Raw genomic sequence first — 21,119 nt, 5'->3', positions numbered from 1 at the left:
ATCATGGCAAGATATTTGGGTCCTAAGCTGAAGCTTAGCCGTCGTGAAGGCACTGACTTATTTCTTAAGTCTGGTGTTCGCGCGATCGATACCAAGTGTAAAATTGATAACGCACCAGGTGTACACGGCGCTCGTCGCGGTCGTCTATCTGAGTATGGCGTTCAGCTTCGTGAGAAGCAAAAAGTTCGTCGTATCTACGGCGTTCTAGAAAAACAATTCCGTAACTACTACAAAGAAGCTGCACGTCTTAAAGGCAACACAGGTGAAAACCTACTTCAGCTTCTTGAAGGTCGTCTTGATAACGTAGTTTACCGCATGGGCTTTGGTGCAACTCGCGCTGAATCTCGTCAACTAGTTAGCCACAAAGCTATCCTAGTTAACGGTAAAGTTGTAAACGTTCCTTCTTTCAAAGTAGCGGCTAATGACGTTGTTTCTATCCGCGAGAAAGCTAAACAGCAATCTCGTATTAAAGCTGCTCTAGAAGTTGCTGAACAACGTGAAAAACCAACTTGGATTGAAGTAGATGCTGGCAAAATGGAAGGTACATTCAAGCGTATGCCTGAGCGTTCTGACCTATCAGCTGACATCAACGAACACTTGATCGTCGAACTTTACTCTAAGTAAGGTTAAAAAAAGAGAGGACACAATGCAGGGTTCTGTAACAGAATTTCTTAAGCCGCGTCTTGTTGACATTGAACAGATCAATACGACACACGCAAAAGTAACTCTTGAGCCATTAGAGCGCGGTTTCGGCCATACTCTAGGTAATGCTCTTCGCCGCATTCTTCTATCTTCTATGCCGGGTTGTGCCGTAACAGAAGTTGAAATTGAAGGTGTGCTACACGAATACAGCACTAAAGAAGGCGTTCAGGAAGATATCCTTGAAATCCTTCTAAACCTAAAAGGTTTGGCTGTACGCGTTGCTGAAGGCAAAGATGAAGTGTTTATTACACTGAACAAATCAGGCTCAGGCCCTGTTGTTGCAGGTGACATCACCCACGATGGTGATGTAGAGATCGCTAACCCTGAGCACGTAATTTGTCACCTAACGGATGACAACGCTGAGATCGCTATGCGTATCAAAGTAGAACGTGGTCGTGGTTACGTTCCAGCTTCAGCTCGTATCCATACTGAAGAAGATGAGCGTCCAATCGGTCGTCTACTAGTTGACGCTACTTACAGCCCGGTTGATAAAATCGCTTACGCTGTAGAAGCGGCACGTGTAGAACAACGTACTGACTTAGACAAGCTTGTTATCGATATGGAAACGAACGGTACTCTAGAACCTGAGGAAGCAATCCGTCGCGCAGCTACTATCCTAGCTGAACAACTGGATGCGTTCGTAGATCTACGTGATGTACGTGTACCTGAGGAGAAGGAAGAGAAGCCAGAATTCGATCCTATCCTACTACGTCCTGTAGACGATCTTGAACTAACAGTTCGCTCTGCTAACTGTTTGAAAGCAGAAGCGATTCACTACATCGGTGATCTTGTACAGCGCACTGAGGTTGAGCTACTTAAAACGCCAAACCTTGGTAAGAAATCTCTTACAGAGATTAAAGATGTGCTTGCTTCACGTGGTCTATCTCTAGGCATGCGTCTAGAAAACTGGCCACCAGCGTCAATCGCTGAAGATTAATCGAAAAAGTTAGAAGGATTAGGTCATGCGCCATCGTAAGAGTGGTCGTCAACTCAACCGCAACAGCAGTCATCGCAAAGCGATGTTCAGCAACATGGCTAGCTCTCTTGTTCGTCACGAAGTTATCAAAACTACCGTGCCAAAAGCAAAAGAACTACGTCGCGTAATTGAGCCGTTGATTACCCTAGCTAAGACAGACAGTGTTGCTAACCGTCGTCTTGCATTCGCACGCACTCGTGATAACGAAGTTGTTGCAAAACTATTTAATGAACTAGGCCCGCGTTTCGCGGCTCGCCAAGGTGGTTACACTCGCATTCTTAAATGTGGTTTCCGTACTGGTGATAAAGCTCCAATGGCATACATTGAGCTTGTAGACCGCCCAGCTGCTGAAGAAGCTGCTGAGTAATCTATACTAGATTGTTAATACAAAAAGCCGAGCCTAGCTCGGCTTTTTTGTATCTGGTACTTTTCAATCTTGCATCATGATACTTGGCACTTTCTCTTGCTTTACGGCGTTCCTTTCTCAAAATATCTCGTATCTCGTATCTCGTATCTCGTATCTCGTATCTCGTATCTCGTATCTCGTATCTCGTATCTCGTATCTCGTATCTCGTATCTCGTATCTCGTATCTCGTATCTCGTATCTCGTATCTCAATTTCTAACACCCACAAAAAAGAGCACCGAAGTGCCCTTAATACAAACTATCTAAACTCATATCGGTTGAAGGATTAGCCCCAAATCGCCGATAACGAATCAAGTAACCCAGTCGTTGCGCCTTGAGATTGAAGCGCTTGTAGGATAATTGGTGCAAAAGTCGTGATCATTGAAGAGTCCATACCTAGACCAGAGAATGCACTTTCTACAGCACCTTGTGAATTTAGGATAGAAGTTAAACCTGTCGATTCAAGCGTCGACATGCCTGGAATCAGTGAAGACAGTTCTTTGTTATCGGCACTGCTTAGAGAGTTTTGTGCTAGTGCCAGCATTGAACCAATACCACCCAGTGCTTGATCGCTACTTACAGATGCTTGTTCAGCAACAGTATCTGCCAAAGGCGTCGATTCATTTTGCTGTGACCAGAGGTTTACAGCAGCCATTAGTGCTGTTTGAGTCAGTTGAGAATAGTCAGTCGTTGCGGCAGCGCTTGTTGAAGCTTGGTCTGAAGTGCTTGCGCAAGAGGCAACAGCCAATGCGCTGAATACAGTGATGAGTGCTTTCTTCATTATTCTTCCTTAAGTAATAAAGTAATCGTCACTTTCACTATAAACGAAAAACGGCGATGTTGTTACATCGCCGTTGTATTAATTTAACTTTATTTTGCTCTTAGTAGATTGTTTACCAAGGGCTTTTAAAATTAAAGGATAGCTAGAAGTTCTACTTCGAATACTAGAGCTGCAAATGGAGGGATAGCAGCACCTGCGCCACGCTCACCGTATGCAAGATCTTGTGGGATGTATAGTTTCCACTTAGAACCTACAGGCATCATTTGTAGAGCTTGAACCCAACCTTGGATAACACCAGTTACTGGGAACTCAGCTGGTTGACCGCGAGATACAGAGCTGTCAAATACAGTACCGTCTGTTAGCTCACCGTGGTAGTGAACGCGAACTTGCTTATCAGCAGTTGGGATTTCACCAGTACCTTCAGTGATTACTTCGTACTGTAGACCAGACTCAAGAACAGTTACTTCTGGACGTAGAGCGTTGTCAGTTAGGAACGCTTCGCCGTCAGCTGCTGCTGCTTTAGCTGCTTCTTGACGGATTGCTTCTGCGCGAGTGTGAAGCTCTTGAAGAGCTTTGTTGATTTCGTCAACTTCGATAGCTGGCATGTCACCAGTTAGTGCAGTTGCGATACCAGCAGCGATTGCGTCAACGTTTAGGCCTTCAAGACCAGAACCAGCTAGTTGTTGGCCCATTTGTAGACCGATACCGTAGCTAGCTTTTTGCTCTACAGTTTCAAATTTTACTTCAGACATGAAAGTTACTCTTTTTGTGTCAGTACGAAAAAGGTAAGAATACCAGTATTAACAGCTCGAAGAAACGGCTACACCCTGATTCGCCCTAGCTTTCACGTACTCAAATCACAATGGCACTATTTTTATTGCATTGCTCCCGTAATGAAGGAAAAATCTATACTGTTCAAGTTTTGGTTTTTATACTGTAGTTAATCAATAGTTAGGGCGCAGCCGTATGAATCGTCGTCATAAGAAGAAACAACAAGTAGATTATTTGCAGCTGTGCAAAGATAAATTCAATGCCATCGAATTTGGCGAAGTCAAAAATAAGATTAGTGGCTTATGGCAGAGCTTGCCTAAATTACACCAACGCGCTTTGATGGTGCTGACGCCTGTCGTATTGTTGCTATTAATCGTCCCTTTTCCAAAATCAGAAATGACTCAAAGCGAGCCGGCAACTAGCCGCGTCGAGCTTGAGATTAATACTGTCGGTTTGAGCGAGCAGAAAAGTGAGCAACAGCAGTCTCTAAAATCAAGCCATTGGAAAGAGTACTTGGTACAACAAGGGGATACCTTAGCGCAGGTATTTCGTAATAACCAACTGCCGTTGTCTGACCTTAATGCGCTGGTACGCATCGAGGGCGACGATAAACCTCTGAGTCAGATCAGAAAAGGCCAATTAGTTCGATTTAAGCTCGCAGAGAATGGTCAGTTAGACATTCTTCAGCTTGAGAAAGGCAGCAGCTCGGTGATGTTCTTCCGCCTATCTGATGGTGGTTTTGGCCGCAGCAAGTAAGTATTAAAAAATTCAGAAAGGAGCGATTATCTCGCTCCTTTTTTTATGCGCGGAATTGGCGCTAATGGCAGTACAATCAAAAGAATACCGATGAAAGTGAGAATATCTGGGACTTCGTTAAACCAAATCATACCGATGAGCGCTACGAAAACTAACCCCGAGTATTCTGCTAGGGCAATTTGGCTCGAATGTGCTTTCTGATAAGCCGAAACTGCCAACCCGTTATAAGCCAAGATCAGCGTTGCGCTTAAGGCTATGTAGCTAAGATGAACCCATGACACCGGTGACCAAAATAGTATACACAGTACTATTGACACAGGTAGCGAGAACAGCGTTGTCCACCAAAGGGTTGTAACGACGGATTGCTCACTTGGGAGCTTGCGAACCAATACATTGAACAGTGCAAGCGTGCATGCGGTACCAAGTGCAAACACCGCAGCCCAATGAAATTGTGATGGTCTTAGTACGATGAGCGCACCGATAAAACCTACCGTTGTGGCAACCACTTTCCCCAATGCTGGTCGTTCACTTAATAGCAGTATCGATAGTGGCAACATCAACAGCGGCGCTACATAAAACACGGCATTGGCTGTTGCCAATGGTAAGTGAGTGATGGCCACAACCATACATCCACTACCGATGAGTATAAGCTGACCACGAGCAAAGGTTATTTTTGCCTGTTTGAGTCGGCGCTTTGCTTTGTCTTGCCTCAGCCATAGTGGTGTGATTAAGAGCAGCGACAATAGTTGGCGAAAGAAGATGTATTGCAGTGGCGGAACTTCACCATCGAGCAGTTTTACTGCCACATCAGAGAGCGAAGCAAAAAAATTACCCGCCACCAGCAGCAAAATCCCAAGTGTAATGTTGGACATTAGCCCTGTAATCTCATATCGATATGCGGAATATCGTCCTCAAGGTACATCTCTGAGATCGTGACAAAGCCGTGACTTTGATAAAAGGCTTCTAAGTGTTGTTGAGCACCGATATCAATGGTGCTATTTGGCCACAGCTCATGGCTATGCTTGATGGCTTCCGTTAAAAGCTTATGGCCTAAACCGGCACCTCGAGCTTCGGCTTTGGTTGCGATTCTACCAATACTGACATTGTCATAGGTGGTACCCGCAGGCAGCAAACGAGCGCAAGCGACCAGTTGGCCGCCTTCATACCCCAAGAGGTGGCGCACACCAGGCTGAGTGTCTTTGCCATCCAGTTCTGGGTAGGGACAAGTTTGCTCGACAACAAACACGTCTACTCGCAGCTTCAGTAACTCATAAAGCTCGGTTGTGGTTAATTCGGCAAAGGTTGGGGTAGACCAAGTGATCATAATATCTTCCTAAATCTGTACTTGGCGCCAATCTAGCAGCACCGAGGATGCCGTGCATTAACCATTGTTAATTCTGCTCTTGATTCTGCTCAGGCTGATTGCAGTAATGCCAAGGTAGGCTGCAATTTGATTGTCGTTCAAGCGCTGCAGCAAGTCTGGGTAATGTTCACAGAACAGTTGGTAGCGCTGCTCTGGGGTATAGAGCAACATAAAGCGTTCTTTGTTCTCTTTGTGCATCAATTGAGTCTCGAGCAGCTTGAGGTACAGAGGGTTGTTCGTATCGCGCCACTCTGTCAGGGCTTGCATTGGTAGCTCAAACAGTGAGATTGGCGTCAATGTCTCTAACAGGTATGGAGACGGTTGTTGCTTAATCAGGCTTTCAAAGCCTATCACCCAATCATGCTCCCAATAGAACTCTTTGCTGAACTGTTTACCTTCTTGCGTTAGATAACACGCGTGGCATAGGCCTTCAACAATGAAGTAAAACGAGTCTGGCACCTCGCCTTGATTGGTGAGGATATGTCGAGTAGGCAACTCTAGTGGTTTAGCTATCTCAAGGAGAGACTCGATTTGGGATGGGGTAAAGCCAAAGCTTTCTAATTGTTCTGTTAATGCGTGGTGCATGGTCACTACCTAAGCCATTTCAATGCAAAGATAATCGCACTTTCTATGGCTTAGGTATAGCGCTAGCTTATGTTGAATTACTTAGCTTGAGAGGAGGTATGAGAATCCAAGTAATCTTGAGCTTGCTCTCTACCCATGTATTTACCAAGCGTTTTTAGCGGTACTTTTTTAAGGTTCACGACAATCAAACCATCTAAGGCGTCATTAAAAGATGGGTCGACATTAAAACACACCAGTTTGCCGTTCATGCCCAGATATTGGCGAAGTAACACCGGAAGGCCTTTTCCTTGCTCCATGCGTGCAAGGACTTTGGAGAGCAATGGGACACTCGCCAAAGAAGAGAGCAAGTGATTTTGCCAGAACACATGACTACTGCTGTTCAAAGGCGATGATGGTGAAACTAGGTTAGCTTTCTCTTCATCGTAGTGGTGGATAGATAAGGTCGTGGCGATCAACAATCGTGCGTTATGACTGTAATCGTTGCTGATGCTGACTGGGCCAAAAAGATGAGTGTATTGTGGGTGACGAGACACAAAGGTCGCGATGCCTTTCCACAGTAGCAACAGTGAATTAAGACTCTTTTGATAAGGCTTACTCACCACTGAACGCCCCAGCTCAATGCTGTTTTCAAGGGTATCAATGAACTCTTGATTGTAGTTAAACAGGCTACGGGAGTAGAGCTGATCAAGTCCGTGTTCGGCTATCAGTTTGTCCACCATACCCAATCTATAGGCACCAACCAGCTCCGCCCTGGCTTTGTTCCATACGAACAGTTGATGGTAGTAAAGGTCGTATTCATCTAAATCACAGGCGAGTCCACTGCCTTCGCCGACTTCTCGAAAGCTCTCTTCTCTAACTCGGCCAATTTCACGCATCAGATTAGGAATAGATTGGCTTGGTGTACAGTAGACCTCAAACTCGCCTTGCTCAAGGAGCTTCATTTCATTGGGAAGTGAACCAACCTCAATCGCTAATACCTCTGATGGAATTGGGGCGATCACTTGAGTATCAAAAGAGGGCGCTTGGATGGGGCTATCAGAACTCGCTTGTTGACTCATTAGGTAGGTATTGAGCCTCAGGTAGTTGACGATATCCATCTCTTGTTCAAACGACTTTATCTCTGAATAAGGGATGGAAGCGCCAATTGAAATAGAGATGGTTGTCGCTTGCTTGTTTAGGAGCTCACGACCAAGTAAAGCCGTCCTTAGCAGCGGGTGAACACGCCCTGCTTGATAGAAAAGCTCACTGTTTTTGCCATTGATAAAGATAGGAACTGTTGTGGCTTGATGACGTTTAACGAATTTCGCGACTGATTTGCTCCATTCGATATCAGTGAGTGTTTTTGCTCCTTTACGGTAGCTAGACACTTCGCCAGCCGGAAATACAATCAGTAATCCGCCGTCAGCTAAGTGACGATTAGCGTCTCTGATCGCTTTGGCATTGGTTCGTTTTGATTCTTTGCTATTGAAGACATCGACACCAATGAAAAGATCATCCAACTCAGGCAGTCGCTTGAGCAGTTCATTGGCCAGTACCTTCACATCCTTTCTAACCGATCCGACGAGATCAGCAAGGATCACTCCTTCAATGGCGCCAAGCGGGTGGTTTGCCACGATCACCACAGGCCCCTCTTTGGGGATGTTGTCCGTGCTTCCCGATGCAATGGAGTAGTCAATATTGAGTGCCGATAGGGTGTAATTCATGAATTCAAAGCTAGATAACTCGTCTTGTCGATCTTGATAGAGTCGGTCTAGCTTAGATAGCCCAGTTGCCCACTCGACAACAGACTCTCCTAGGCCAAAAGGCGTGTAACGTGGTAAACGAAAAGGACTATCAATCATAATATAGCTACCTTATTAAAGGAGGTTGTTAAGCTAGGAATATGCCTCGTGATTCCCTTACTTGATCAGCTTCGGCCAAGCTTTATCGGCTTGTTGAATGTGTTGTGCACGGTCTTGCTCCCACGTCTCTTGAATCTCTTGGTCGTAGTTAAGGTAAAGTTTGTCATCAACTATGGTCCAATATTGTGGATCGCCAGGTGCAAAGTCGTTTTTGGCAGAAACGGCCCATGCGCAATAACCACCATACTGAGGCGCATACTTTTCAGGATTATTAACAAATAAAGTCAGATTCTTTTCAGAAGAGAAGTACCAATCCGCGCCTTTGTATTCGGTGCTGAACTTTTTACTTCCTTCAATGGGCTGGCCAGAAGTGAAGTAGGCGACTGTATCGTAGCCATCGAGTGCTTTATTGCTGAAAAAGCCGGTATAGATTTCATCGGCGGCAAGCACGTATGGGCTTACAAGTAGCATGATCATCGTGAGTAGTTTTCTCATAATAGACTCCATCTATAAGTTGATTGCTGGGGCAAGGTCGAAGGTGAAACGTTGCTGGTTTATCTGAGCAGGTTGTAGCGGTTCACAGGGAGCTCCCGATGCGTAGAACATCGACGCTTGGCCCTGCTGATTACGTAAATGGGTAAAGCTGACTGTGTGAGCATCGGTACGGTGCATACAAGTACCCAAATGGGGTTGTTCACTGTGATGGTGAGAGTGGAACTTCAATAAACTTTGTTGGTTCTTACCTGCAGAGATAAGCTGGTCGTATTTTGCTTGTCGGTGGGCCTGCACTCTTGCCAAATCGATGCCTGAAGAGAACAGTGGCGAATCGGTTTCAACAATGTTGTGCTCAAGTCCATCCCACTTGTAAGCGACGACGACACCGTTGTGTTGGGTCAAATTGGGGGCGAAAGCGAGCAGGGTAAATGGCGCGAAAGCATTCAAATCTAGTCGCTGAAATGCCTCTGTGAGCTGATTGATATTGCGACATGACGACATGTTCTTAAGCAATATCCCACGGCTAGTCAATGGACCATCTGGCACAATACCTTGGTAGTTATTGAGCAAGCACAGTGAAAGACCAAACTCGTTAATGCTGATCCAACTACCACCTCCAGCAGGGTCAAGCGGCATAATGATATCGACACCGTTAACCTGATATTGCTTCGGCGGCATAGCTAACGCTCGTGTTTTCTGCTCATCACGATTAAAAAAGACCTGATAGCCATTTTCTTCGAGAAGCCAAGATACTGAACACATGATTACTGCTCCCTCAGGTAGCTATTGGTGGTTGGGGCATAGCCAAAGGTGTTGCAGGTTTCTACGTCAAGGAAGGTGGTGATCACCTTGATCATTGCGTAATGATGATTCGCATGTAGGGCAGCAAAAGTGATCTCTCTTTCGAGCGTTGAAGGCAAATTTGCAAGCACCTGAGTATCCATTGAAACCTCGGTTTGGACCGTTATAGGAGCTTTGAGATCATCATGATCTAATCGCTCAAGCCAGTTGATGACATATTGGATCTCTTTTAAGGCAATCGAGCGGTCGAACTCGACTGGATGACCGCGGCGACGTGTGTTGTAATCAATGGTCGCGTTCTCTTTTAAAATCAGAGCATGAAAGAGATCAAGCGTGTGGCGAGTATGCTCACCAATGGAGCTTGAGACGTGTGGCTTAGCACGTATCAGGTAGTCACTGTCAGAGATGGCTAACAAGAACTCTTGGCCTTGATTCAATATTTCAACAGCTCCTTGGATACTAGGAGAGAAAGAAGTGAAGGCGCTTGGTTGGGCTATCGGGTTCATTCATGATCCTCGTATAAGGTTAGTCAGTGGTCGGGTATTGTTGAACAAGGCGTCGCTCTTCTTGCCACGCAGCAAACAGACTTTTAAAAGAAGGTGGCTGATGGCCTCGCTGTTTCTGTTGCGCGCCAATATCAAAAAGAATGCGATATTGCTGAAGCAGCGTAGAAAATATTTCTCGTAGTGGGGTGTTTCGATCCCAGATGTGTGCTGCCTCACTGCTCGCCCCGTTGACCTCAAGAATCGTAAATTCTTCGCCCCTCATCAGGCTATGAATGTCTTTGAACTTGACGTCTAATCTTCCATAGTGGAATCCATCAAAATCGTTAAATATCTCATCTAGGCGTTCGGTTAGCGCTTTGGTGATGTACTGATTACCATCTCTAAAAATAGAGCCACGGCTATGGCTGCCAGCAAAAGCGAGTTGAAACTCTTCGCCATCAGCAAGTACATGATCCAACTTATCTTGATGCCTTGGCAGGTAAAGGTGGCTGAGCTGTCCCGCGCGTGGGCTGCTTTCAATTAACTGCTTGACTGTAGATGTGCCATCGCCTGTCACCATTGGCGCGTATTTGAGTGTGATCGAAATGATCTCTCCTTGGCGACGATTGGGATAACGAACGTAAAACAGTCCCGCTTCTGCTTGGTAAGGCGCTTTTTCTTGTAGCAAAAAACGAGCGCCTTGAGGGAAGGACTCAACATATTGTTCTAGCTGATTTTGAGTATTGATCAATTTAACGCCCGCACCGCGACAGCCAAGATCCGGCTTAGCGACGACGGGGAAATCAAGATTCGATTGGATCAAGGCTCGGTGTGCATCCTCTGCCTGTTTTTCACTGTTGAGATCGGTTTTGGTTAACGTAATAAAGGGAGAGATCCAGCGCTGACTGTATGATCCTGCAAGACTCAAGATATCGTGCTTTGACTCTCCAACCATGCCACTGAGTTTGATGCTTGGGTTGGCAACTAAAGGCAGGGCCCAGTCAAAATGCCGTAACCCTTGAATCAAACTCTGAGCCACCACTGGCGTGTAGAAAAACCAAGCAGGAAGAAACTCATAGGGAGAAACGCTACGCACGGTATCTTTTTCGAGTAAGGGCATCCCGGCATTGATTTGATGTGCTGGAATGATGTGAATATCTTGCGGTGAACTCATGACAGTCCTCTAGAGTAGGTTTTATTCATTAATCGATTACTGATAAACAGCAATGCAATAGCACACGGGATAACGACCCATTGATATTCAGAGGTTTGCAGCCACGCTGATGTCCCTAAATAGTAGATGGTAGAGAAGACCACACCAGTCCAGAGCGCAGTCGCACTGATAACGGCCAATAAGAAAATCGGAAGAGGGATGACGAAAAAGCCACTTAAGGTAAAACCAACAGTGCGCAGCCCTGGAATAAAGCGAATGATAAAAAGGCTACTGAATGAGTTGTGACGAAGCTTGGTTCGAAGCGTGCGAAAGTAACGGTTAGTCAGAGCTTTATAACGGACACCTCTAAAATATCGCCCTGATTTACCAAGGTAATAGAGCCCCAAGTCACCGGTTGCGATACCGATGAAAATAGCCAATAGTGCATACTGTGCTGGCAAGAGGCCTTGAGTCGCCAGTCCTGCCGCAGACACAATGGCTAAGTCTTCAAGTAGATAAGAGAGCACAATGGTACCGAGCATCAGCCAGAGCAGAGACTCTTCCCCTGAATGTAACCACGCTTGAATGCTTTCGATGGTGCCCATCAAATGTCCCTATCTATCGTATAAATGAATGCCTTACTGACCACTCATTGAGTGTAGTAAATGAAATAGACACGGGCAGTGGATAAAAACTTGCAGTGAGTTGTAGACTTTTTGTACTTGCTGTTCGCTCTTGAGAGCTGAAATAGGGGGAGGGAATTGTGAATTTATGGGATAAGGGACTTGCTTAAAATTAAACGATTTTGACGATTAACATCCAGAAAAATAAAGATTTTTACAGAGATGATTTACCTATATAAAAAAAGGCTGAATCGTTAAATTCAGCCTTTTGAAACATTAACTAAAGATGATTGAAAAATCTTATTTAGTTAGGTCGATTTGGTAAACGCCAAAGCCAACATCGTCAGTCGCAACACGTTTCATCGGGTATTGACCCTTCTCTTTGATGAACTGTGCCGCTTTCTCGCTTGGTGATGTTTCAAAGCGAATGTCTAACTTTTTGCTTGTCTCGATTGGAGCAAAAGACCAGTTGTTATCCGCTGTTGGGCTTACTTTACCTTGCTCTTTGCTTACGCGAGAGATGTAGTTTGCAAGAACAGTACGGTTCTCGTCCGGTGCATCAAAAGCGATGTACTCAACACCTGTACCTGGGAACTTAGCACTGTAAGCACGGTAGTTGTTGGTCGCAATCAAGAAATCTTGGTTCATGTCGATTGGCTTACCTTGGTAGGTTAGGCCAATGATACGCTCTGACTCAGGGTTAACCACTTTACAGTTCGCGTCGTATTTTGCTGGCTGTGTAACGTCGATTTGGTAGTTCACACCGTCAATAACATCGAAGTTGTAAGTGCGGAAGTTATCCCACTCAATCAGTGATTGTGGAGCTGTAGAGTTCGCGTCGATTTGGTTGAATTGACCTGCTGAACACTCTAGCCACTCTTTAACTTCTTTACCTTTTACCTTCATTGCAACAAGCGTGTTCGGGTATAGGTATAGATCGGCAGCGTTACGGAAAGTCAGTTGACCAGACTCTACTTCAGTGAAGTTTGCTGGGTCATTCTTACGGCCACCTGCTTTAAACGGAGCGGCTGCAGAAAGTACTGGTGTACCGTCCAGGTCTGGGTCGCCTTGAATAAAGCGCTCAACGTAGTCTTTCTGTGCAAGGTTAACGATTTGAACCGTAGGGTCATCTTGTACAAGAGATAGGAAGCTGTACATCACGTCATCAGCTTGGCCGATTGGTTGGTTTACAAAGTCACGAGTACCTGCGTGATCTTTTTCCAGAGCTGTCACAATGCCTTCATCTGCCGCAGCCAGTGATTTCTTCTCTACTTTGTCGTAGATAGGACGAGCTTCAGATTGACCTTTTACTACTTCCCATTTGCCGTCTTTCTGTGCCAGCGTTAGGTCCATAATACCTACGTGGCTACCCCAACGACCTGGCATAACCGCCGCAACGCCGTTCATTGTGCCCGCTTGGTTGTCAACACCTTGGATGTTGTCAAAGCCTTTGCCTGGGAATACCGCGTGAGAGTGACCAAATGCAATCGCATCGATGCCTTCTACTTCAGATAGGTAAAGCGTTGAGTTTTCTTCGCCCGCTTTGTATGGGTCTTGAGAAACGCCAGAGTGAGGAATCGCAACGATAACCTCAGCGCCTTCAGCTTTCATTTGAGGAACCAGTTCATTCGCAGTCTCTAGGATGTCGCGAGCGATAACTTTGCCTTCAAGGTTCTTCTTATCCCAAGTCATGATTTGTGGTGGAACAAAACCGATGTAACCCACTTTTACTTCATGCTCTACACCTGCAGTATCTGCAAAGGTGTGAGTTTTAATGATGTAAGGCGTGAAGTAGTGTTCTTTAGTTTCTGCATCGTAAACGTTAGCACTGATGTATGGGAAATCAGCATCGTTTATAGATTCTTCTAGGAACTCAAGACCGTAGTTGAACTCGTGGTTACCGATGTTTGCTGCATCGTAATCTAGTTGATTCATCGCTTTGTATGCTGGGTGAACTTCACCAGCAACAATGCCTTTGTCTGCCATGTAGTCACCCATAGGGCTACCTTGCAGCAAGTCACCGTTATCAACAAGAATGCTGTTCGTTACTTCACTTTGAGCTTCTTTTACAAGAGTTGCAGTACGCGCTAAACCGATCTTCTGTGATGGCTTGTCTTTGTAGTAGTCGTAATCCATTAGGTTAGTATGAATGTCAGTCGTTTCTACGACGCGCAGTTTGATTACTTCATCTGTGTCTGGGGTGGTTGTACAGCCAGCTAGAGTCAAACCTAGTCCAGCCAGTACCGCTAGCGATAAAGGTTTCATTGCAACTTTCATTATGGAGCTCCAAGATTGGATGGGGAAGAATTTGTTGCGTAATGTAACAAAGTGGAATGAAACAATGAGTACGACATGTGCTAATTCGTGACATGGATCTTATTACTTTATGCTGTTCTGCCACCCTTATCCCAAACCGCTCAATCCATACGCAACAAGCGTTTATTAAAGGTAGCCCATTCATTTCTATAAGGAATAAATGTTACAACCATTCCTTATCAGCTTTTCGAATAAAAAATGAAATTTTAGAATTTCCAGTAATATGAGAGGCTCGTCATAATGTTTTTATTGAGGGCGTATTGGGCTTGAATGCATAGCAAAGATTTTTTGTTGCTACCGAATACGCCAATTCACATCACGGTGAATGAGTTAACTCCCATGCTTGGTTGAACCAAGTATTGCATCGCTCGTGATACGAGCCTTAAAGGAAGCACTGAAATGGACCAAGAACGTTTAACCCACCTAAAACAGCTTGAAGCGGAGAGTATACATATCATCCGTGAAGTAGCGGCTGAGTTTGATAACCCAGTGATGATGTACTCCATCGGTAAAGACTCTTCTGTGATGCTTCACCTAGCTCGCAAAGCGTTTTATCCGGGCAAAATCCCTTTCCCTCTTCTACACGTGGATACCGACTGGAAATTCCGTGAAATGATTGAGTTTCGTGATCGTACTGCTGAGAAGTACGGCTTCGATCTTTTGGTTCATAAGAATCCAGAAGGTTTAGCAATGGGTTGTAGCCCGTTTGTCCACGGCTCATCAAAGCACACCGATATAATGAAGACTCAGGGCTTGAAGCAGGCGTTAAACAAGTACGGTTTTGATGCAGCCTTTGGTGGTGCTCGTCGTGATGAAGAGAAGTCGCGTGCGAAAGAGCGTGTTTACTCTTTCCGTGACAAGAACCACACATGGGACCCGAAAAACCAACGTCCAGAGCTATGGAAAACCTACAACGGCCAGGTAAACAAAGGCGAGAGCATTCGTGTATTCCCGCTGTCAAACTGGACTGAGCTGGATATCTGGCAATACATCTACCTAGAAAACATCGAGATTGTACCGCTTTACCTTTCAGAGAAGCGTCCCGTTGTTGAGCGTGATGGCATGCTGATTATGGTTGATGACGACCGTATGGAGCTGCAAGAAGGCGAGGTGATTGAAGAGAAGAGTGTTCGTTTCCGTACACTTGGTTGCTACCCACTGACAGGGGCAATTGAATCTGAAGCCAATACATTAACAGGCATCATTGAAGAGATGCTGGTGGCGACATCCAGTGAGCGTCAAGGGCGAGCGATCGACCACGATCAATCGGGCTCCATGGAGCTGAAAAAGCGTCAAGGTTATTTCTAAGGATCTAAGGAAAGAAAAATGAATAGTGCAGTAGAAGCTGAATTGGCTGAACTTGGGATCGAAGGTTACCTAAGTCAGCACCAACATAAATCGATGCTTAGATTCCTAACATGTGGTTCGGTCGATGATGGTAAGAGTACTTTGATCGGTCGCTTACTCCATGACACCCAACAGATCTATGAAGATCAACTGGCAGCGGTTCATAACGATAGCCAACGCGTAGGTACTACGGGTGAGAAACCTGACCTAGCGCTACTTGTTGATGGTTTGCAAGCGGAGCGTGAGCAAGGCATTACCATTGATGTGGCATACCGTTATTTCTCGACTCAAAAACGTAAATTTATTATTGCTGATACTCCAGGGCATGAGCAGTACACACGTAACATGGCAACCGGTGCATCGACTTGTGATCTGGCGGTGATCTTGATTGATGCACGTAAGGGCGTACTGGATCAAACTCGTCGCCACTCGTTCATTTCTAACCTACTAGGTTTGAAACATTTCGTGGTTGCGGTTAACAAGATGGATCTCGTCGATTACTCACAAGATCGCTTTGAAGAGATTCGTGACGAATACCTAGAGTTTGCAGAAAACCTAGAGGGCGAGACGAATATTCAAATCCTACCGGTTTCAGCGCTAGAGGGTGCAAACGTTGCTGCGGCGAGTAAAGAGCTGGCTTGGTTTGAAGGTCCATCGCTACTTGAAGTACTTGAGAACGTTGATATCGACCAGAAACGCTCGGCAGGTGAGTTCCGCTTCCCTGTTCAGTATGTGAACCGTCCAAACCTAGATTTTCGTGGCTTTGCCGGCACGATAGCTTCTGGCAGTGTGAAAGTGGGTGACGAAATCAAGGCGCTTCCATCAGGTAAAACCTCGAAAGTAGCACGCATTGTTACCTTTGATGGTGATCTAGAGTCGGCGCAGGCTGGCCTTGCTGTGACGTTGACGCTTGAAGACGAGATCGATATCAGTCGTGGTGATTTGATTGTGCTTGAGAGTGCTGAAGTGCAATCAACCAATCACATCCTGGCTGACGTGGTTTGGATGACGGAGCAAGCTCTGCAACCGGGTCGTGAGTACGATATCAAAATCGCGGGCAAGAAGACGGTAGGTCAGGTGACAGCGGTTCGTCATCAATACGACATCAATAATCTTGCAACACATGATGCCTCTGAGCTGCCGCTTAATGGTATTGGTCTGTGCGAGTGGTCATTAAATGAAACCGTTGCACTGGATAAATATCGCGATAGTGCGGATACCGGTGGTTTCATCGTGATTGACCGTCTAACCAATGTAACGGTTGGTGCTGGTTTAATCCGTGAACGCTTAGATTCTGTTGAGCAAAAAGTCGGTGACTTCTCAGCATTTGAGATCGAATTTAATGCTCTGGTTCGTAAGCATTTCCCACACTGGGATGCCAAAGATATCAGTCAATTACTTAAGTAATTCAGCTTCGATGTAAAGCAATCGGCGAGAGCTTAGGCTCTCGCCATACAAGGACAGGTATATGTGGCAACAAAGATTTGTATTAGCGCTATTGCTTGGCATCGTAACTTGCCTTCTAACGACGCGTATTAAACCGAGCTTTATTTTTGCAGGTGCGGCTTTCATTGCGTTTATGGCTGGAATGATCGATGTATCCAGTCTGGCTGGCAATTTCACAAATTCATCACTACTTACCTTAGTGCTGCTAATTCTCGCTTCAAGTGCGTTGGAGAAAACTCGCTTAATCAGCTGGGTAAGCCGGAACATTTCAGAAGGTCGGCTTGGTACAGTTGTGGCAAAGTTGGGTGTTTCCACAGCGTTACTTTCTTCTTTTACTAATAATACTGCGGTTGTGGTGTCGTTGATCGGTGCGATCAAACGCAATCAACAACATGCACCTTCTAAGCTACTGATCCCACTTTCGTATGCTGCGATTTTGGGTGGTACCTTAACCTTGATCGGCACCTCAACCAATTTGATCATCAATAGCTTTGTGGAAGACGCTGGCTTACCGAGTTTGAACTTCTTCACACCGACGTTGATCGGCTTGGCGGTGTTAGTCGGTGGTGTACTGATCTTGATTCCGTTGAGTTATTTCCTACCAAGCTACGATGACGGCTCGCAAGATGAGTTACCTTATTTCTTGGAAGCTCGTGTTGAACCTGGCTCTCCTCTGGTAGGGCGTAGCGTAAGCGAAAATAACCTCAGAGCACTGCGTAAACTGTTTCTGGCGGAAGTCATTCGTGATGGCAAGACAACGGCATCAATTGACCCTGATTTCGTGTTGCAAGCACGCGACCGATTGTTGTTTTGTGGCGATGTCGAGAGTGTCGCGACTCTGCAAGAAATCCAAGGACTAACTCTGTTTGGTCAGCATCATCTCAATGGCCAGAGCTTTGTTGAAGTGGTCGTGAGCTCATCAGCAAGCTTCTGTAATAAAACATTGAAAACTAGCCAATTTAGAGAACGATTTGACGCGGTAGTCGTGGCGATTCGTCGCGGCCATGAACGCCTTGAGGGTGGGTTAGGAAACATCACATTAACGGCGGGTGATACTTTGGTGTTGGTACCGGGTAAACGCTTTGAAGAGCAACGCCAGCAACACAGCAAAGAGTTTGTGTTGATGAATGATTTGGATTCAAGTGCCAAGTTGGATTCGGATAAGTCAGCCTTGGTTTTATTGGGGTTTGCGGCTGTAATAGGCCTAGCGCTTACTAACATGCTACCGATTATCAAAGGGTTAGCTGGTTTTCTGTTATTGCTGGTTGCGTTTGGAGTGGTACAGCTGAGTGAGCTAAGACGTCGCTTCCCAGTTGATATTGTGGTGATCGTTGGCTCTGCGCTGTCGATTGCACAATTGATGATTTCATCTGGTTTATCTGAACAGATGGGGCAGATGTTTATTGAAGCGTTTAATGGCTGGGGCGTATTTGGTGCGCTGGTGGCGACCTATTTAATGACCTTAGTGTTAACTGAACTGGTGACCAACAACGCCGCAGCAGCACTCTCTTTTCCAATCGGCTACAGCATGGCGGTTGGTTATGGTGTTGATCCTATGCCGTTTATTATGGCAGTTCTGTTTGGAGCCAGTGCGAGTTTCATCTCCCCTTATGGCTATCAAACCAATTTATTGGTGTATAGCGTAGGCAACTACCACCTGACAGATTATCTGCGTATCGGTATCCCGATCTCCATTGTTTATTCTGGGCTAGTACTCACGCTAATCCCCTATTTTTTCCCATTTTAATGCTGTTTATTTAAAGGACTAATTATGACCACTGCAGTGAAACCGAAAGACGAGAATATCGTGTGGCATGAGCACTCTGTTGATAAAGCCTTTCGCTCTCAACTCAAGTCACAAAAACCAGCGGTATTGTGGTTTACAGGGTTATCGGGTTCAGGTAAATCGACGGTGGCTGGTGCGTTAGAAACTCGCTTAGCACAGCTGGGTTACCATACTTATCTTCTCGATGGCGATAATGTTCGACATGGATTGTGTAGTGATCTGGGTTTTTCAGAGCAAGATCGCCGTGAGAACATTCGTCGTATTGGTGAGCTCGCCAAGCTGATGGCCGATGCCGGTCTCATCGTACTTTCTGCCTTTATCTCTCCTCATAAAGCTGAGCGTGAGTTAGTACGAAATCTATTACCCGATGGTGAGTTTTTAGAGGTTTATGTGAACACGCCAATCGAGGTGTGTGAGCAGCGTGACCCTAAAGGACTTTATAAGAAAGCAAGAGCAGGTGAGATCCCGAATTTTACAGGCATCAGCTCCGTTTATGAGGCTCCTGAAACGCCAGAGATCGATCTTCCTGCTGGTGATAAGACATTAGATGAGCTGGTGGAGCAGTGTATTGAAGCATTAGAAGCTCGCCAGATTATTGCTAACTAACAATAAGTTATCGTCAACATAACTCTATGTAGCCTTGGTTTATCACCAAGGCTATTTTGTTTTATACGGTGTGGTTTACGCTGCCAGGTTTCGCTTCGGCCTGTACCGTAAACTTCTGATTTAACAGCGCAATAAGCTGGTCATAATAGGCACTATTAGGCTTATTTCCGAGCAGCACACACAGTTCATTACCGGTTGGGCTGAAGCGATAATAGACAAGTTTCACCCCTTTTGAGAGCGGCGTAATGGCCATCTGCTTTCCTTGATAGGTTAGGTTGAGTGCTGGGTCAAAATCAATTTCACCGGATTCCAATTCTGTTCCATGCAGAATACCGAGCTCAATGAGATGCAATAAGCTTGAATAGGGCAGGTTATGGCTGCCCAAATTGATAGTGCTAGCGCCAGTTCTTTTACCAAAACTGAATAAGCCCGCCTGCGTTTTGAAACCGAGCAATAGCTTGCGGCTATGGTCGCTACCAAAGCTACATGCTAACGAAGCAGCGCGTTGTAGAGTTAGTGCCTCTTTAGGTGTCATATCTTGCAGGATTTTCAGTGCCTTCATTGAGGTCGAGCCTGGATTGGTCACTTCTCTCTTTAGCACTTGAGCCCACAATCTCTGCATCGAGCTATTATGGATCTCTTGAGCCATGTCGAAAAATCGATACAGCCAGTCTTGGTCTGGGTCGCCAGCTGCTTCATCTTTGCACGACATGTGCGCTAATTTTAGGATCTGTTCAAGGTTCTTTTGACGTAGCTCTTTACGCTTCTTTTCTCGCAGCAGTGCTCGCTCTATTAGCGATTTCTCACCTTTATCTGACGATTTACTTCCTGGGCTAAGCAGAGCATCTAAACCGAAGTTCTGGGCGATATTGAGCATGCGACTGGCGCTGTCAGCAATATGGGGCTTTTTTTCTTGCTTGGGAGCGGTGTCATTCACGTGTTCAATGATCACGGGTTGTTGAGAGTCAGACATAACGATACCTACAAACCTTAAGACAGAAATCTAACTGGTTAAAATGTAACTCTTTATTGAACTTGTGACTAGATATTACGAGTAAAGTTGAAGGATTAAACAAAATTTACTTTTTCTGATGATAATAAAATGTTAAATTTGTTGTGTAATCCAAGGAGGAGTTATGAATCAGGTGAATGATAATAAGCTGAAGAAACAGCTGGCAATCGGACTATTACTCGTTAGTTATGTCGCTATTCTAGCGTATCTGTCTAAATATATTGCTTAACCTAGCGATACTTCATCGTTAGAAAATTGTTATAACACTAGTTGCTTATAAACGTTGCCTATAAAAAATGGCAGCCCAATTGAGCTACCATCTTCATAATCGATAAGTCGATATCCCTACATATCGTCGTATTCTTCGATTGCTACCCCTTCAATTAGATAGCCAGTCTGCGCCAAATCGTGCGTAATGGTTTCTGTTTTCAGTGTTCCCACTAAATAGATAACATCCCACAATTGTTGAATCGGTGCGCCTTTTGGAAACTTCACATAGATGATCTGGTTTGGTGGCGGTGGCGGAACGTGAATACATGCTCCGAAATATGGCACCAGTAGAAACTCGGTGATCATATTCTCATCTCCTTCAAGCGGGATAACAAAACCTGGAATCTTTACTTTGCTGCCATTCAGTTCTGGACGAACAGCGCCTAGTTTAGATTGTTGAGGGCTTTCCTGGCTGTGATCGACGGTTGGCATGCCAAAAGGGTCGAGCTGGGCACGTTCCGATTCTGGAATTAGGTCAATCCATTCCAAAGTAAGGACGGATTCTTCTGTTGATGGTGCTTCTGCGTATGCGGTTGTCGCAAACGGAAAAAGAAGCAACCCAAGGATCAGCAAGAGTTTGTGCTGCATAATGTGTTCCTA

The 21,119-nt window shown here is 45.4% G+C and carries 22 protein-coding genes; 8 read left to right on the top strand and 14 right to left on the bottom strand.

Annotated elements, in window-relative coordinates:
* The first annotated feature begins 3 nt into the window (after positions 1–3).
* The 3 genes from rpsD to rplQ are packed head-to-tail and all read left to right on the top strand — an operon-like array spanning position 4 to position 2,045.
* Entirely contained in the window at positions 4–624 is a 621-nt protein-coding gene (gene rpsD / locus OCV50_RS12895) for a 30S ribosomal protein S4 (RefSeq protein ID WP_032553321.1), read from the top strand.
* A gap of 22 nt (positions 625–646) precedes the next feature.
* Positions 647–1,639, top strand: coding sequence for a DNA-directed RNA polymerase subunit alpha (locus OCV50_RS12890; RefSeq protein WP_004729813.1), 993 nt, complete (start codon positions 647–649; stop codon positions 1,637–1,639).
* Positions 1,640–1,664: 25 nt separating this feature from the next.
* On the top strand, positions 1,665–2,045 hold the full coding sequence (rplQ, locus tag OCV50_RS12885; protein ID WP_004729812.1) for a 50S ribosomal protein L17: 381 nt from the start codon (positions 1,665–1,667) through the stop codon (positions 2,043–2,045).
* Positions 2,046–2,368: 323 nt separating this feature from the next.
* Here the strand turns inward: rplQ and OCV50_RS12880 are convergent, their stop codons facing one another.
* Both OCV50_RS12880 and OCV50_RS12875 read right to left on the bottom strand, forming a co-directional pair.
* A complete protein-coding gene (locus OCV50_RS12880; RefSeq protein ID WP_261903220.1) occupies positions 2,369–2,863 on the bottom strand; it encodes a DUF2780 domain-containing protein in 495 nt (164 codons plus the stop codon).
* A 131-nt stretch (positions 2,864–2,994) separates the two neighbouring features.
* Complete coding sequence (locus tag OCV50_RS12875) at positions 2,995–3,615, bottom strand: FKBP-type peptidyl-prolyl cis-trans isomerase (RefSeq protein WP_032553319.1); 621 nt, start codon at positions 3,613–3,615, stop codon at positions 2,995–2,997.
* Between the two features lie 214 nt (positions 3,616–3,829).
* On the opposite strand from OCV50_RS12875, the gene OCV50_RS12870 reads away from it, so the two are divergent.
* Positions 3,830–4,390, top strand: coding sequence for a LysM-like peptidoglycan-binding domain-containing protein (locus tag OCV50_RS12870; protein ID WP_261903219.1), 561 nt, complete (start codon positions 3,830–3,832; stop codon positions 4,388–4,390).
* Between the two features lie 26 nt (positions 4,391–4,416).
* Here OCV50_RS12870 and OCV50_RS12865 read toward each other — a convergent pair whose 3' ends face one another.
* The 10 genes from OCV50_RS12865 to OCV50_RS12820 form a co-directional block, all read right to left on the bottom strand.
* Positions 4,417–5,262, bottom strand: coding sequence for a DMT family transporter (locus tag OCV50_RS12865; RefSeq protein WP_261903218.1), 846 nt, complete (start codon positions 5,260–5,262; stop codon positions 4,417–4,419).
* Complete coding sequence (locus OCV50_RS12860; RefSeq protein WP_261903217.1) at positions 5,262–5,714, bottom strand: GNAT family N-acetyltransferase; 453 nt, start codon at positions 5,712–5,714, stop codon at positions 5,262–5,264. The genes OCV50_RS12865 and OCV50_RS12860 overlap by 1 nt, the downstream gene beginning before the upstream one ends.
* Before the next feature lie 57 nt (positions 5,715–5,771).
* Positions 5,772–6,338, bottom strand: coding sequence for a Crp/Fnr family transcriptional regulator (locus OCV50_RS12855; protein WP_239841879.1), 567 nt, complete (start codon positions 6,336–6,338; stop codon positions 5,772–5,774).
* Positions 6,339–6,415: 77 nt separating this feature from the next.
* Positions 6,416–8,179: a lysophospholipid acyltransferase family protein gene (locus OCV50_RS12850; protein WP_261903216.1), complete on the bottom strand. Its 1,764-nt coding sequence runs from the start codon at positions 8,177–8,179 to the stop codon at positions 6,416–6,418.
* Between the two features lie 57 nt (positions 8,180–8,236).
* Positions 8,237–8,674, bottom strand: a complete 438-nt coding sequence (locus OCV50_RS12845; RefSeq protein ID WP_239841877.1) for a YHS domain-containing (seleno)protein — start codon at positions 8,672–8,674, stop codon at positions 8,237–8,239.
* Between the two features lie 12 nt (positions 8,675–8,686).
* Positions 8,687–9,436: an NRDE family protein gene (locus tag OCV50_RS12840; protein ID WP_261903215.1), complete on the bottom strand. Its 750-nt coding sequence runs from the start codon at positions 9,434–9,436 to the stop codon at positions 8,687–8,689.
* Between the two features lie 2 nt (positions 9,437–9,438).
* On the bottom strand, positions 9,439–9,981 hold the full coding sequence (locus OCV50_RS12835) for a DinB family protein (protein ID WP_261903214.1): 543 nt from the start codon (positions 9,979–9,981) through the stop codon (positions 9,439–9,441).
* 19 nt (positions 9,982–10,000) lie between these two features.
* On the bottom strand, positions 10,001–11,134 hold the full coding sequence (locus tag OCV50_RS12830) for an ATP-grasp domain-containing protein (RefSeq protein WP_261903213.1): 1,134 nt from the start codon (positions 11,132–11,134) through the stop codon (positions 10,001–10,003).
* A complete protein-coding gene (locus OCV50_RS12825; RefSeq protein ID WP_261903212.1) occupies positions 11,131–11,718 on the bottom strand; it encodes a DedA family protein in 588 nt (195 codons plus the stop codon). Before OCV50_RS12825 ends, OCV50_RS12830 begins: the two co-directional genes overlap by 4 nt.
* A 318-nt stretch (positions 11,719–12,036) precedes the next feature.
* Positions 12,037–14,013, bottom strand: coding sequence for a bifunctional 2',3'-cyclic-nucleotide 2'-phosphodiesterase/3'-nucleotidase (locus OCV50_RS12820; protein WP_261903211.1), 1,977 nt, complete (start codon positions 14,011–14,013; stop codon positions 12,037–12,039).
* A gap of 438 nt (positions 14,014–14,451) precedes the next feature.
* On the opposite strand from OCV50_RS12820, the gene cysD reads away from it, so the two are divergent.
* The 4 genes from cysD (at position 14,452) to cysC (ending at position 19,237) form a co-directional block, all read left to right on the top strand.
* Positions 14,452–15,360 carry a sulfate adenylyltransferase subunit CysD gene (cysD, locus tag OCV50_RS12815; protein WP_032553303.1) on the top strand — a complete coding sequence of 303 codons (909 nt, stop codon included), beginning with the start codon at positions 14,452–14,454 and terminating at the stop codon, positions 15,358–15,360.
* A gap of 18 nt (positions 15,361–15,378) precedes the next feature.
* Entirely contained in the window at positions 15,379–16,806 is a 1,428-nt protein-coding gene (cysN, locus tag OCV50_RS12810; RefSeq protein ID WP_261903210.1) for a sulfate adenylyltransferase subunit CysN, read from the top strand.
* Between the two features lie 61 nt (positions 16,807–16,867).
* Positions 16,868–18,592 (top strand): SLC13 family permease, encoded by a 1,725-nt coding sequence (locus OCV50_RS12805; protein WP_261903209.1) that lies wholly within the window; start codon positions 16,868–16,870, stop codon positions 18,590–18,592.
* A gap of 24 nt (positions 18,593–18,616) precedes the next feature.
* Positions 18,617–19,237 carry an adenylyl-sulfate kinase gene (cysC, locus tag OCV50_RS12800; RefSeq protein WP_239841869.1) on the top strand — a complete coding sequence of 207 codons (621 nt, stop codon included), beginning with the start codon at positions 18,617–18,619 and terminating at the stop codon, positions 19,235–19,237.
* Between the two features lie 61 nt (positions 19,238–19,298).
* Here cysC and OCV50_RS12795 read toward each other — a convergent pair whose 3' ends face one another.
* Together OCV50_RS12795 and OCV50_RS12790 are read right to left on the bottom strand one after the other, a co-directional pair.
* Positions 19,299–20,210 (bottom strand): TIGR03899 family protein, encoded by a 912-nt coding sequence (locus OCV50_RS12795; RefSeq protein WP_261903208.1) that lies wholly within the window; start codon positions 20,208–20,210, stop codon positions 19,299–19,301.
* Positions 20,211–20,594: 384 nt separating this feature from the next.
* On the bottom strand, positions 20,595–21,107 hold the full coding sequence (locus tag OCV50_RS12790; protein ID WP_239841867.1) for a DUF3299 domain-containing protein: 513 nt from the start codon (positions 21,105–21,107) through the stop codon (positions 20,595–20,597).
* Between the last annotated feature and the right edge of the window lie 12 nt (positions 21,108–21,119).

Source organism: Vibrio fortis, assembly GCF_024347475.1.
In the GTDB taxonomy this organism is placed as follows: Bacteria; Pseudomonadota; Gammaproteobacteria; order Enterobacterales; family Vibrionaceae; genus Vibrio; species Vibrio fortis.
This window is presented reverse-complemented; position numbering and strand designations above follow the sequence as displayed.